Annotated in this window: 11 protein-coding genes; 9 read left to right on the top strand and 2 right to left on the bottom strand. The window is 39.1% G+C overall.

Going from position 1 to position 13,861, the window contains the following annotated elements; all coding sequences use genetic code 11:
• Positions 1–246 precede the first annotated feature (246 nt).
• The 6 genes from I6E78_RS05270 (at position 247) to I6E78_RS05245 (ending at position 9,315) form a co-directional block, all read left to right on the top strand.
• Positions 247–1,737, top strand: a complete 1,491-nt coding sequence (locus I6E78_RS05270; protein WP_197182110.1) for a peptide MFS transporter — start codon at positions 247–249, stop codon at positions 1,735–1,737.
• Between the two features lie 174 nt (positions 1,738–1,911).
• A complete protein-coding gene (locus I6E78_RS05265; RefSeq protein ID WP_197182109.1) occupies positions 1,912–4,644 on the top strand; it encodes a metallophosphoesterase in 2,733 nt (910 codons plus the stop codon).
• A 319-nt stretch (positions 4,645–4,963) separates the two neighbouring features.
• Positions 4,964–6,010 (top strand): 4-hydroxyphenylpyruvate dioxygenase, encoded by a 1,047-nt coding sequence (gene hppD, locus I6E78_RS05260; RefSeq protein ID WP_011328825.1) that lies wholly within the window; start codon positions 4,964–4,966, stop codon positions 6,008–6,010.
• Between the two features lie 212 nt (positions 6,011–6,222).
• The gene (fahA, locus tag I6E78_RS05255; protein ID WP_086998865.1) at positions 6,223–7,536 is read left to right on the top strand and encodes a fumarylacetoacetase; all 1,314 of its coding nucleotides are present in this window, start codon (positions 6,223–6,225) and stop codon (positions 7,534–7,536) included.
• Positions 7,537–7,679: 143 nt separating this feature from the next.
• Positions 7,680–8,843 carry a M23 family metallopeptidase gene (locus tag I6E78_RS05250; protein ID WP_197182108.1) on the top strand — a complete coding sequence of 388 codons (1,164 nt, stop codon included), beginning with the start codon at positions 7,680–7,682 and terminating at the stop codon, positions 8,841–8,843.
• The gene (locus tag I6E78_RS05245; protein WP_011328828.1) at positions 8,833–9,315 is read left to right on the top strand and encodes a bactofilin family protein; all 483 of its coding nucleotides are present in this window, start codon (positions 8,833–8,835) and stop codon (positions 9,313–9,315) included. The genes I6E78_RS05250 and I6E78_RS05245 overlap by 11 nt, the downstream gene beginning before the upstream one ends.
• Here the strand turns inward: I6E78_RS05245 and I6E78_RS05240 are convergent, their stop codons facing one another.
• On the bottom strand, positions 9,316–9,789 hold the full coding sequence (locus I6E78_RS05240) for a hotdog fold domain-containing protein (protein ID WP_058373868.1): 474 nt from the start codon (positions 9,787–9,789) through the stop codon (positions 9,316–9,318).
• A 380-nt stretch (positions 9,790–10,169) separates the two neighbouring features.
• Here I6E78_RS05240 and I6E78_RS05235 point away from each other — a divergent pair, with 380 nt between their 5' ends.
• From I6E78_RS05235 to I6E78_RS05225, 3 genes are read left to right on the top strand one after another with little or no spacing between them, the layout of a single operon-like run.
• Positions 10,170–11,363 (top strand): multidrug effflux MFS transporter, encoded by a 1,194-nt coding sequence (locus tag I6E78_RS05235; RefSeq protein ID WP_011328830.1) that lies wholly within the window; start codon positions 10,170–10,172, stop codon positions 11,361–11,363.
• Positions 11,364–11,365: 2 nt separating this feature from the next.
• Entirely contained in the window at positions 11,366–11,998 is a 633-nt protein-coding gene (locus I6E78_RS05230) for a LysE family translocator (protein WP_011328831.1), read from the top strand.
• Between the two features lie 18 nt (positions 11,999–12,016).
• Positions 12,017–12,481, top strand: a complete 465-nt coding sequence (locus I6E78_RS05225) for a methylglyoxal synthase (protein ID WP_197182107.1) — start codon at positions 12,017–12,019, stop codon at positions 12,479–12,481.
• 11 nt (positions 12,482–12,492) lie between these two features.
• On the opposite strand, the gene yegD is transcribed toward I6E78_RS05225, so the two are convergent.
• A complete protein-coding gene (gene yegD / locus I6E78_RS05220) occupies positions 12,493–13,857 on the bottom strand; it encodes a molecular chaperone (protein ID WP_197182106.1) in 1,365 nt (454 codons plus the stop codon).
• Positions 13,858–13,861: the final 4 nt, after the last annotated feature.

Genomic DNA, 13,861 nt, shown 5'->3' with positions numbered 1-13,861 from the left:
TGTGTTTAAACCATAAAGCTTAACACTTCCCCTCGCACTAAGGTCTATGTATACTAATGCGCAATTGTAGCTAGGATAAGGGTGTGACTCTTACCTACAGCTTTACTACCTTAACGGCAAACCATTACCTTAGCTGCATTAAACAATACTGATGGTCGAGCATTTAGCGTGTAATACATGGCGCTAAATAGCTAAAGCAAAAATATATAAGGCCATTACAACAATACTTAAAGTTAGGAAGTAAATATGAGTTCAGCTCCAGATAGTGGCTTTTTTGGCCACCCTAAAGGACTTTCAACCTTGTTCTTCACCGAAATGTGGGAACGAATGAGTTATTACGGTATGCGGGCGCTGCTCGTATTATTTATGACAGCAAGTTTACAACAAGAAGGTTTAGGTTTTACCGTTGCTTCAGCTGCTGCTATTTACGGTTTGTACACAGGCGCAGTATACTTTTTAGGCTTACCTGGTGGTTGGCTAGCTGATAGATTATTCGGCGGTCAAAAAGCTGTTTGGTATGGTGGTATTATTATTATGTGTGGCCATATTATTTTGGCTATTCCACATGATTACTCATTTTTTATTGGTTTAATTTTTGTAGCAACGGGTACAGGTTTACTCAAACCAAATATCAGCGCTATGGTTGGACAACTATACAGTGATGCAGATGAACGCCGTGATGGCGGGTATGCAATTTACTATATGGGAATTAACTTAGGTTCTATTATTGGTTACTATGTATGTGGTTACTTTATGGAGAATGTAGGTTGGCATTGGGCGTTTGGTGCTGCAGCTGTTGGTATGGGTCTGGGTTTAATTCAGTACCACTTTTCACTTAAAAATTTACCTGAACACAGTGCAAAGCCTGCAAACCCTCTAACTCCTGAAGGTACAACTCGAACTTGGGCTGCTATTGCTCTATTTGTTGTTACCGCAGCTGCTATAACAACAGCAATCATGACGGGTTACATTATTGTTGACCCTGTGGTTATTGCCGGTTATGTCGCCGTAGCATTTACTGCTATATTTTTTGCTTACTTTGGTGCTATTTACTTTCGCGGTAAATTAACCGAAGCAGAAAAAAGAAGAATGTGGGCATTATTTTTAGTTTGTATTGCTTCAGCTTGTTTTTGGTCTGGCTTTGAGCAAGCTGGTTCTTCATTAAATTTATTTGCACGTGATTATACCGATCGCTTTATTGGTACATTTGAGGTGCCTACAGCCTGGTTTCAATCACTAAATTCTATTTTTATTATTGTTTTATCGCCATTTTTTGCAGCACTTTGGATCAATATGTCAAAGCGCCTTGTTTCACCATCTTATAGTGCAAAATGTGCTGTTGGTTTAATTATAATGGCAACGGGTTTCTTAGTTATGTTTATGGCAGCGCATTATGCAGCAGAAGGTCTAAAAGTAGCACCTTACTGGCTTGTTACTACCTACTTTTTACATACAGTGGGTGAGCTTTGTTTAAGCCCTGTAGCATTAAGTGCTGTGAGCCGTTTATCTCCGAAGCGTTTTTCTGGACAAATGATGGGCGTATTTGTATTAACTTATTCTATCGGTAATATCATTGCAGGATTACTTGCTGGTAACTTCGATCCTAATAATGTTGATGAAATACCTAACTTATACCTACAAATAGCATTATTTAGTATTGGTGTTGGTATTATTTTAGTACTAATGACCTTTAAATCTAAAGTGTGGGAAAGACAGGGATTAAGCGAGGAAGCCTAATAATTAACACGTTTTATTAAAATACTTTTAATTTAATACTTATTATCCAGCTTTTAATTACTTCCCCATAGCAGTATGGGGAAGTTTCCTCTTGATAATCTTTTATTGCTTAGTTGTTAACTGGTATTATATAGCCAATTGATTACTGATTAGATTTTTAGGGATAGCGGGTAGATGCAATTGTTCACTTTATATAAAGTAATTTTAGTTGTTTTTTTCATTGGTTTTTTATCTGCTTGTGGTGGCGCTGGCGATCAAGTTACTCCTAATCCTAATAACCCTTCCACTCCCCAAGCTAACGTATTACTTATTACTGGTGCAGGTTTATCTGCCACTATTAACGATAACTTTAAAATTGAAATTCCTGCCAATAGTGTTAACTCTGATACAGAGCTTACTTATATTAGTATTGAGCAAGACGAAACGTCGCAGAATCAAAATATTATTTCTAATCTACATAGCTTAACTCCCGCAGGGCTTTCACTAAGTAATCCTTTTACAATTTCCTTAAAAATCCCTGACGATTACGCATTAGGCGGCCAACTTTATATTGCCCGTTTAAACGCTACAACTTGGGAGACTATAGAGAACTCTCGTGTTTTAAATGGTTTTGTTACAGCTCAAGTTAATCAGTTAGGCACATATGCCATAAAAATGCAGCGTAAAGAACGCACTGCCAGTATAGGCCCTACCTGTGATGAAAACAGCACTGAGCAATCTATTCGCTTTGTACATATTGCCGACTTACATGCTCGATTTGGTTATCAAGAGCAATTTTTTAGCCGAATTAAGGCATATCATAAAAAGGCTTTGAGCGAATCACCTCATACTTTATTTACCGATGGTGGAGATGATTACGAAAAAGGCACTGTAGCTGAGCAAATATCACAAGGTTTAGCGACCGATGAAGCCGTAAAAGCAATGAAGTTCGATCTTCGTGTAATAGGTAACCATGACTATGCTTGGGGGCCTGAAAAATTATTAGGCTTCTCAAAGGATGACAATGCCATTGTACTTGCCAGTAATACACGCTACGAAGGCGAACAAACACAAGATTTTGCAGCAGTAGGTTTTGCTAAAGTACAAGTAGGCTGCATTACACTCGGCGTATTTGGTATGACATCGGTCCCGTGGAACGAGCTAGATAGACCACTACAAGATGACCCTATTCCTGATTTTATCAAACAATTTAAAATGAGCTGGCAATGGCAACAAATAGCACAAAGTATTGTTAGTCAGTACAGTGATGAAGTAGATTATATGCTGATGTTAAGCCATTTAGGTGAAGGCATTGATACTAGAATCGCACAAAGTGTGAGTGGTATTGATTTGGTTTTAGGCGGTCATACCCATGGCGGTGAGAGCTTTAATACCCTTGATAATGACGCTATTGTTATTCAGCCTAACTTTTACGCTAAGGGCATAACCGACTTAAACTTAACGTTCGACACTAGTAATAAAACGCTCAAAAATGTTGACTACAAAACAGTAAAAACCGACACCATTACTGAGCAAGACACAACCACACAACAAGCCATCGACACAATTATGGGCCGTTATGCTCCCGATGCACAAACTGAAATTGCAATATCAGAAAACTACTTAAATGCAATGCAATTAGCAGCAGTAACCGCTGCAGCCGCTCAGCACTCAAGCAGCACTATTTCAGCAGCTTTACTCAACCCTGAGTTAGTGCAAAAACGTTGGACCCCTGGCACCCTAACACAAGAGGACTTTCATAAAGCTTACTACGTAGAAAGGCAGCCATCTAACACTCCAGGCTTTAACTCTTTATATAAAGTTACAGTTAGCGGCAATGATTTAAATGCTATGTTAGCCAATCAAGCTGATTGGTTTTTACTAGCGCCTGAAAATATTCAAGCATCAAATAACTACAGTGTCGCACTTTTTAAAGGGGTAGCTCTTAATCCTGATTTATTTTTTAATGGGGTTACTTTTAATGATGTAGCACCGATAGCCGAAGCTTGGTGGCTTCTGGATCAATACGCACGTCATAGAACCACTCAATGCTTGCATATTGATACAAATACGCCACTCAATGCCTGCCAAGACATTGCTAATATCACTATTTGGAACTTTGATGATGTTAGCGATCCGCTTAAAGCCGACTTAGGCCCATCAATTCTTAGTTACTTCGATCCTGACAATAAAGGCTGGGGTCCTAAAAAGACCACCTTTGCTAGTACTAGCGCATTTAATATTAGTGATTTAGCTGATGGCGCATCAACTGTAATGGCATTTACCGATCACTCTCCTAACGAAGGGCTAAAGATTGAGTTAAATACCGCGCCAAATGGGGATTTTGCAAACCAAGGAATGGTGTCTGACTACACTTTAGTGATGGACATTTATTGGCCTTTTGCAGCAAAAGAAATATACAGAGCACTAGTTCAAACCGATGCAACAAATGATTTGAATAACGACGCTGACATATTTATTAATCCTATTGGTGGGTTAGGTGCATCAACCAGCGACAGTGGTTATTTTGGCACATCTGAGCCTGATACCTGGCACCGTATAGCTTTTGTATTTTATACCGCACCAAGCAATGGCGTATTTGAAGTGTATATTGATGGTGAATTTGCGGGTGTTAAAAGAGACGGTGAAATAGGTAAACGCTGGGCACTCGATCAAGCCGTATTATTATTAACTGATAATAACTACGAAACCGAACCGGGTTATTTAAACGCACTGCTTTATGCTGGTCGCGCAATGACTCGCAGTGAAATAAAAAGTATGGGTAACGCGCAACAAAAGCTGACTTTTAAGCAAACAACCCGAGAGCTCAATCAAAGTGTTGAACGCCATTACCAACTTGCACCCGCAATAAAACCTAATTTATGGTTAGAGCAACGTAGCAAGTTCTTTAACAATAGCAAACCGTAAACAATTAAATACAAAAAACCTTGTTTTTACTAGAGTAAAAAAAGAGATTTAAGTTAGCTTAAATCTCTTTATAAAAAATAAACCACAACAAAATCAATAGCTAAAACTTAAAATACCGCACTTATTCAAGCGTTTTAATACATACGCGTATTTAAAGCACTCAGCAAAAAAGTAACTTACTGCTAACCGTCCTATAAAATTTACACACGCGCTGTTTACTAAATAACAACGCCCTCTTCCCCAAAGTACAAATTTAGTTAATCATCTACAGCAATACGACAACAAATAATCGCAGTGCTTAATTGCGGGAGTAATGATAATGAGTGAAGTAAATAACCCTTTAGGTTTAGTTGGTATCGAATTTACCGAATATGCAACACCTGATGCAGATTACATGGATAAAGTATTTACCGACTTTGGCTTTTCAAAGCTAAAAAAATTCAAAGGTAAAGACATTGTTTATTACAATCAAAACGATATTCATTTTTTATTAAATAACGAGCGTGATGGTTTTTCGGCACAGTTTGCTAAAGATCATGGCCCGGCTATTTGCTCTATGGGTTGGCGAGTAGAGAATGCACAAAAAGCATTTGAAGCAGCGGTAGAGCGCGGTGCAAAACCAGCAACCGACTCGGCAAATAAAGATTTACCTTACCCTGCAATTTATGGCATTGGCGACAGCTTAATTTACTTTATTGAGCAATTTGGCGAAAAAGGCTCTATTTACGCACAAGACTTTGAAGATCTAGCCGAGCAAAACGTGGTTGACGATAAAGGCTTTATTCGCATCGACCATTTAACTAATAATGTTTATAAAGGCACCATGGAAAAATGGGCTAACTTTTATAAAGATGTATTTGGTTTTACAGAAGTTCGCTACTTCGACATTAAAGGCCAAAAAACAGCGTTAATTTCGTATGCGCTTAAATCGCCTTGTGGCACTTTCTCTATTCCTATTAACGAAGGTAAAGGCAACGATAATAACCAAATCGATGAATACCTTGGTGAATACAATGGCCCTGGCGTACAGCATTTAGCATTTTTAACTGACGACTTAGTAAGCTCACTTGATAAGCTTGATAAATCGACTATTGCAACTTTAGATATTATTCCTGAGTACTACGATACTATTTTTGACCGTGTACCTTGGGTTGCTGAAGACAAAGAAAAAATTCGTGAGCATCAAATTCTAGTAGATAGCCAAAGTGAAAACTGTTACTTACTACAAATTTTCTCTAAAAACCTATTTGGTCCTATTTTTATTGAAATGATTCAGCGAGTTGACGATGGTGGCTTTGGTGAAGGTAACTTCCAAGCACTATTTGAATCAATTGAACGCGACCAAGAGCGCCGTGGCGTTTTATAAGTAGTTAGCATTTATATTTTAAAAGCAGCGTAACTCGCTGCTTTTTGTCGTTTTACGCTGATATTGAGTAACAATTCTACTCTGTCTGTTTAAATCGTGCTATTCATCACCATATAAGCTGTTAATAATAGATGTTTTTAATCTTTATATGCTTATTTAATAAATTGATATTTATACTGATTAGCACGACCAACTAAACCAAAGGAAATGTAATGAGTTTAATTAACGAAACCCATGATATAAATTTAACAAGCTGGGTAGCCTCTGCAAACGTTGCAGATTGCGACTTCCCTATTCAAAATCTACCTTTTGCTGAAGTTCGTCGTAAAAATAGCAACGAAGCTTTTCGTGGCGCTGTCGCTATTGGCGATCAGGTTATCGATTTAGCAAAACTAAATGAACTCGCTATTTTTAGTGGTGATGCGCAAACAGCCATTGCTGCTGCAAGTAACACAACATTAAATGAATTTATGAGCCTTGGGCAGCAATATTGGTCAGCACTGCGTTTAGCATTATCTAAAGCGCTGCGTGAAGGCTCTGAGCATCAGGCTAAATTAAGCGAAGCGCTTATTGCACAGGCTGATATTGAGTTTGCATTGCCGTGTCGCATTGGTGATTACACCGACTTTTACACCTCTATTTACCATGCAACTGCTGTGGGTAGCTTGTTTCGCCCAGACAACCCTCTACTACCTAACTATAAATGGGTACCTATTGGTTATCATGGTCGCTCATCATCTATTGGTGTATCGGGCCAACAATTTCATCGCCCTAAAGGCCAAACCAAAGCGCCAGATGCTGAAGTACCATCGTTTGGCCCGTGTAAACGCCTTGATTATGAACTAGAAGTAGGTATTTACTTAGGTAAAGGTAACGCGTTAGGTGATGCTATAGCGATTGAAAATGCTGAAAACCATGTATTTGGCTTTTGTGTATTTAACGATTGGTCAGCACGTGATTTACAAGCGTGGGAATATCAGCCGTTAGGGCCGTTTTTAGCTAAAAACTTTGCATCAACGGTATCTCCTTGGATAGTGACAACTGAAGCGCTAGCACCATTTAGAACAAGCTGGACACGAGATGAAAACGATCCACAACCATTGGATTATTTAGAATCTAAAGCGAACCGTGAACAAGGCGCGTTTGATATTCAAATGGATGTAAAAATTCAAACTCAGCAAATGCGTGATGAAGGTCATACACCAACGCGTGTATCAACCTCAAGCTTTAAGCACTCATACTGGACAGTTGCGCAAATGGTAACGCACCATACTGTGAATGGTTGTAACTTTATGCCAGGTGATATGCTGGGCTCGGGTACGCAATCTGGCCCAACCCATGAAGAAGCGGGTTCGTTACTTGAGCTTTCTCGTGGTGGTAAAGAAAAAATCACGCTGAGCAATGGCCAACAACGTAGCTTTTTAGAAGACGGCGATAACGTTATTATGCGTGGCTGGTGTGAAAAAGAAGGTTACGCACGCATTGGTTTTGGCTGTGTAGAGAGTACTGTACTCGCTGCAAAATAATTTAAAGAATAAATTGTTTTGCTAAAAAGGATGGCATTTATTGCCGTCCTTTTTTATTAATTCAGTCATAGTTACAATTTTTTTCTAGCTTTTTAAACTCAAATTGCTATCTTAGCTTGGTTAATAGCCAGTATTTATGTGTCATGCCTATATTTATAAAGTCTTTTTTTGAACAGTTTTTTCCCTCTCGTCAACTACTTATTCGCCAAAATGGTGAAGTTAAGCATGTGGTTTTGGCGCCTTGGCTGCAAGTTTTTATCGTATTACTTGTATTAGTTACTCTTAGTTGGGTAAGTATTTCGAGCTTTCGGGTTTACTCACAAACTACAAAAATATCAGATATTGAGCAAACTCAACTCGATGAGCAAAAACAATGGCAACAGCAAGTCAGCGAGCAAAAAACACGCCATGACGAACAAATAGCACAATTAGCTGAGCTTGAACAAAAACAAGCTTTACTCCAAAGCATGATCGAATCTCTTCCTGCTTCTCTTAGTAAAGATGTTATAAAGCTGGGTGACGAACTTGAATCTCCTATTGAAGAAGAGCAAAGCGAGTTTCATGAACCTTTAGTCGATGACAGCGCTCAAAGTAAACAGGGGCAAAATACGCTCCCTAGTACATTCGCTGCTCGCTATGCACAGCTAAATCAATACTACGAGCAAAATTTTTTATCGCTTGAAAGTCAAATTACCCAACGTCATAACGCCATTTTAGCCATGCTTAAAGGTGCAGGGCTAGAGTCTGCATTAGCGCAACATTTAGCATTAAGCGAGCAAACAACCGCTCAAGGTGGTCCGTTAGATGTATTCGATGAAGCAAAAATTCCTGGCACATTTTTAGCTATTGCCGATAAATTATTACTACTAAATAATTTAGAAAACTTTTTAAATGAACTGCCTAATACCTTACCGCTGCCAGCTGCAAAGTATTATATTTCTAGCAACTTTGGATTGCGAAAAGATCCAATGAATAGTCGCCGCGCCTTTCATAAGGGCGTTGATTTAGCCGGCTGGCATAAAACTGAAATATTTGCTCCTGCCGACGGTACTGTACTGCGCGCTGGGCGCAATGGCGGTTATGGTAACTTTATAGAACTTGAACATAAAAATGGCTTAGTCACTCGCTTTGGTCATTTAAATAAAGTTAAAGTAAAAAAAGGCCAAGCAGTCACTAAGCACGATGTAATAGGCTTAATGGGCAGCACCGGCAGAAGTACCAGCACTCACTTACATTATGAAGTGCTTATTGATGGCAAGCATGTCAATCCTCTTAAAATAACAAAGGCGCTCTCTCGTGTTTGGTAAAAAAAAGCAAGTAACAAATAACGCTTCATTAAAACGCGTTAATCACGCTCCTTCTATTATTTCAGAAGATATGCGCCTTACCGGGTCAATAATAAGCCAAGGTGAAGTGCAACTTGATGGCCGCATTGATGGCGACATTAAAGCTACTCATTTAGTAATTGGCACTACAGGCGTAGTTGAGGGTATTGTTGAAGCGACAAGCGTGATTGTTAAGGGCAAAATAATTGGTTCATTAAATGCCAGTGAAGTTAACATTAAAAATAACGCTCATGTGCATGGTGATATTTTTCACGATACGCTTAGTATAGAAGCTGGTGCAATTATTGAAGGTAATTTAAAACAGCGCTTTGAAAAAGAAAACTTAACACTCATTAATGATGAGTCAAAGCCGGTGAGCGATGTAAAACCATTAATTAACGAGGACGATATCGGCTTGTCATTCGTAAATAAACAAGCCTCTAATAAAAGCTAGTTACTTTTTAGCTGTAATGTACATAGTAATATCTGCAGTGAATACTAGTTCATTGCGGGTATTATATAATTTTACTGGCACCACTAAGTCTTCTTTATCTAGCCACTGGTGCGGTAAATCAATCTCTGCAATAGCGGTTACATCGGTATCTACTTTAGCTAAATACCGTACCGTCATACCTTTTGGGATCCAACGGTGAGTTTTAACCGGTACCGTGGCATCCACCATCACTCCAGCACATAACTCGGCCAAATTACACTGCGCTATTGCATGTATTGTACCTATGTGATTATGAACCCTACGCCGGTTTTTAACCCGCGCACTACAATGTCCTGCTTTTAAATTAAGTATGTAAGGCTTCATCGAGCCAAAGTATGGCGCTTTAAAACAGACTATTTTAGTAAATAGCCAGTGCCCAAAGGGTAGCTTTTTAACAATGCGCCATGCTGTTAAAACTGAAGATTTATTGCTCATTATTATTTTCCATCGTTCATTCTTTTGTAAAAGTAACACATCAGACCAGTTTGAGGTAGTGTCTTTAAAAGTCCCTTTTAGCTATTTAACCTTAACTTTGGTGAAGAGATTTACTAACGTATTGAATCATAGTTATATTTAAATTTATTTTTTCTAACCAGTGATTTTCAGTGACAATAAGGCGAATTTACGCGTCAACTGCTGACCTATTGCAAGTAAATTCAGCGCAGTTAGCGCTGAAAATATCTGCTTGAGATAGATTTATTACCCAGAGTTCATGTTATTTAAATTAAAAAATATCAATGTCGACGATACTAAGGGTCATAAGCCCTTTCTTTTTTATTAGTCCCCCCCTAAAATACGCGACAAAAGGAGAACTAATGCAAACACAGCCCGCTAAACCAAACTTAACTTTATTACTTATATTAGCGTTACTCGTTATTTTTTGCCCTATGGCTATTGATATTTACCTACCTGCATTTCCAACTATTGCTGAGCAATTTGCTGTTTCAGAGCAGCAAGTACAACAAAGTGTTGCTATTTTTATGCTCACTGTAGGCTTAGGGCAATTAATTGCAGGCCCCCTTGCCGATAAGTTTGGTCGTAAACCGGTCGCTGTCATTGGTATTAGCCTGTATGCGGGCTCTGCCTTGTTAGCCTATTATGCTCCTTCATTTAATATATTGCTGCTCGCGCGTGCTTTACAAGGATTAGGAGCATGTGCCACTTTTGTGGTTGCTTTTGCCATAGTACGTGATAAATACGGTGCACAGCGAAGTGGGCAAATGATCACTTATTTAAATGGTATTATTTGTTTTATTCCAGCATTAGCGCCCATTTTAGGGGCATGGTTAACCGTGCAGTTTGGCTGGCGGATGAATTTTTTATTTTTAACTTTTTTTGCCATTTTTGGCTTAGTTATAACCTTATTATTTTTTAAAGAAACACGCCCAGCAGACAGCTACTATCAAGGCCATATTTTAGATTTACGCCGTTTTATGCCCATTATTAGCACTCCTATATTTTTATTTAATAGCTTACTTTGTATGGTCGCAATGTCGGCAATACTGGTGTACGTAACACTTGCGCCGGGTTGGTTAATTACTCACTTAGGCGGTACAGTTGCTGACTTTACTTTTTGGTTTACACTCAATGCGGTATGTAGCATTGTGGCGAGTTTTATAGCGCCTATGTATATTAAAAATAATAGCCAGCGTGCTTTGCGTCTTGGGGTTGGTTTATTGATTTTTTCGGGGTTATTAATGCTTGCGCTTAGCACCATACAAACCGCGCTGGCACTTATGTTACCTATGCTTATTGCTGCACTTGGTTTTGCTTTAAGTTTAGGCTCAGCAGCTGGTATGGCACTTTCTCGCTTTGCAAAACAAGCCGGAACCGCTTCAGCGCTACTTGGCGCAATGCAAATGAGTGGTGCGAGTATATTAGTGTTTGCAACACAGTTTTTAGGGTTAACTACACCATGGCTAATAGCCTTTCATTTACTATTGTTACTTCCTCTTTGGCTTATTTTAATAAGTAAAAAAGGACATGCTTTACACCCAACTCAAGGCTGATCATGATAAACCCTGATTTTTTAGTTTCTTTTTTACTGGCTAGCTTTTTAATTGCGGTGGCCCCTGGGCCTTCTAATGCCTTTTTAATGGCACAAACCTTTGCTAATGGCCGTACGGCAGGAATGCAAAGTGCGTTTGGTTTTGCTCTCGGTGGAGTAGTACATACATTTTTTGCTGTTGTTGGCTTAACCGCCATACTTAAAGCCTCTGAGGTAGCTTATAGTGCAGTGCAATATGCAGGCGCTGCTTATTTGTGCTACTTAGGGATAATGATGCTTAAAAGCACTTTTATAAAAGAGCCTATTGAGCAATCAGACAAACCACATATAACTACGAAGAAAAGTAAAAATGTAATGTTTCAAGCTATGATGACCGAAGTACTTAACCCTAAAGTGGCATTATTTTTTATCGCGTTTATTCCACAATTTGTTGATCCAGCACTTTCTTCGGCTACTTTTCAGCTCGCCTTTTTTGGTTTGCTGTATCCGCTTTTTGCTTTTCCGATTGATTGCGCTTATATTTATTTTGGCGATAAAATTGCGCGCTTTTTTAGAGATAACCCAAATAGCCAAACTTGGATAGATAGGATCACCGGCATTGTTTTCATTGCCCTTGCTATTAACTTATTACTTTAACAATAAAAAGAATTTTTTATGGACCAAAAAATACAATCGCTACCGGCTAAAAAAAATATTGCACTAGTAGCGCACGATGGTAAAAAAGCGGCTTTAAAATTATGGTGTATAAAACACCTAAACGCACTGAGAGAGCATACATTATATGCCACAGGCACCACAGGGCATTTAATCAATAAAACCACAGGGCTAGATGTAATTCAATTGCTTAGCGGCCCAATGGGTGGCGATCAGCAATTAGGGGCTAAAATTGCTGAGCATGAAATACATATGCTGGTGTTTTTTTGGGACCCGCTGGCATCGCAACCCCACGACCCAGATGTAAAAGCACTACTACGCTTAGCGGCAGTGTGGAACATACCAGTAGCCTGTAATGAAGTAAGTGCTGACATGCTCCTAAGCTCGCCATTAATGAATGTTGAGCTTGAGCGCACCTTGCCAGATTACGAAAAGTATTTAGCAACCCGACAAATAGATATTTAATATTTAATGGCTTAGCTGTAAAGCATGCTAGCCCATTTAGTTAAACCGGCGGTTACACTACCAAAGTGATCGCCATTAACCATTTTAATATCGCCTAAATGTTGGCTAAGCGCTGCTTTAATAAGGGGCGACTGTGCACTACCTCCGGTTAAATAAATAACATCGGGCGTAGTATCTGCATCATTTATAGCTTGCTTCGCTAAAGTGACTATTTGGCTAATGCTATCATCTACCGCTAATGCTAAATCACTGACTGAAACATCTTTACTTAATGACGCATCTAAAAAGCTAAGATCGCAGTTATAATTAGTGGCTGAAGTTAATGCTATTTTAGCAGCCTCAGCTTGTTGTACTAATTGATGCCCTTGCCTATTTTGCTGCAAATGTATTAATCGTTTAAATAGCTCTGGCGCGCTTACATCACGCAATTGTGCGCTAAGTTCTCTATGATGGTTAGCACTATAAAATTGGCTTTGTAAGTTTACATCGTTAATTTTACAGGCTTGCCAAAAAGCTTGATTAGGCAAAGGTAGCCCTGATTTAAACGTACTGCCTAAGCCTAAAAGCGGCATCAAGCCATAGTAACTTAAAGCTATGTCTAAATCGTTTCCACCAATACGCTTACCGCTGTGAGCTAAAAAGTCAGCGTCACGGTCACTTTTATCCCGAAAGCTTGGCCCCATTTGCACAAACGAGCAATCGCTGGTACCGCCACCAATATCAATAACCAGTACTTTTTGGTTTTGTGTTAAGTTGCTCTCGTAATCAATACCGGCCGCCAGTGGCTCGTATAAAAATGCTACATCTTTAAAGCCGGCACGTTTTGCAGCGCGCTCTAAAATACCAATTGCTTGCTGATTTGACTCCTCACCGCCTACCGCCTGAAAGTTAACCGGACGACCAATAACGGTTTGGGTTAACGTTTTGCTTAGTGATTGCTCAGCACGTTGTTTTATTTTTAAAATCATTGCGGTGGCAATGTCTTCAAAAAAGTTAATTTGTCCTTGTTTTAAACCCGTAGCGCCAAAAAATGATTTTGGTGATTTAACAAAATAACCCTCTTCAGGAAATTGCACATACTCGCTAATTGCTTCGCGGCCAACAAATAAGGTTTCGTCTGTGGGGTGTAAATCTAAGTCAGATTTAATTCGTGGTAATGAATTTAGCAATGCTTGGCGTTGAGTTTTAAACGCAAGCTCATCGCTGCTACGTTGTAAATGCTTGGCAACATAGTCAACTACCAACGCACTATGGTGGGTATAAAGTGTTGAAGGTAGGTAATGTTTTCCTTGCTCTAACGGCACTAATTGAACGTTACCCTCGTTCATTACACCCATAGCACAATTAGAACTACCATAATCAAAACCAACAAACATATAT

It is taken from the genome of Pseudoalteromonas sp. NZS127, from assembly GCF_015864805.1.
GTDB classification, from domain to species: domain Bacteria; phylum Pseudomonadota; class Gammaproteobacteria; order Enterobacterales; family Alteromonadaceae; genus Pseudoalteromonas; species Pseudoalteromonas nigrifaciens.
Note: the sequence above shows the minus strand (reverse complement) of the source record. Positions and strands in the feature narration are given on the sequence as shown.

Excerpts from the sequence above, each read along its gene's own strand:
- I6E78_RS05270 (WP_197182110.1), top strand. The coding sequence starts at position 247 with ATGAGTTCAGCTCCAGATAGTGGCTTTTTTGGCCACCCTAAAGGACTT.
- I6E78_RS05265 (WP_197182109.1), top strand. The coding sequence starts at position 1,912 with ATGCAATTGTTCACTTTATATAAAGTAATTTTAGTTGTTTTTTTCATT.
- hppD (WP_011328825.1), top strand. The coding sequence starts at position 4,964 with ATGAGTGAAGTAAATAACCCTTTAGGTTTAGTTGGTATCGAATTTACC.
- fahA (WP_086998865.1), top strand. The coding sequence starts at position 6,223 with ATGAGTTTAATTAACGAAACCCATGATATAAATTTAACAAGCTGGGTA.
- I6E78_RS05250 (WP_197182108.1), top strand. The coding sequence starts at position 7,680 with ATGCCTATATTTATAAAGTCTTTTTTTGAACAGTTTTTTCCCTCTCGT.
- I6E78_RS05240 (WP_058373868.1), bottom strand. The coding sequence starts at position 9,789 with ATGAGCAATAAATCTTCAGTTTTAACAGCATGGCGCATTGTTAAAAAG.
- I6E78_RS05235 (WP_011328830.1), top strand. The coding sequence starts at position 10,170 with ATGCAAACACAGCCCGCTAAACCAAACTTAACTTTATTACTTATATTA.
- I6E78_RS05230 (WP_011328831.1), top strand. The coding sequence starts at position 11,366 with ATGATAAACCCTGATTTTTTAGTTTCTTTTTTACTGGCTAGCTTTTTA.
- I6E78_RS05225 (WP_197182107.1), top strand. The coding sequence starts at position 12,017 with ATGGACCAAAAAATACAATCGCTACCGGCTAAAAAAAATATTGCACTA.
- yegD (WP_197182106.1), bottom strand. The coding sequence starts at position 13,857 with ATGTTTGTTGGTTTTGATTATGGTAGTTCTAATTGTGCTATGGGTGTA.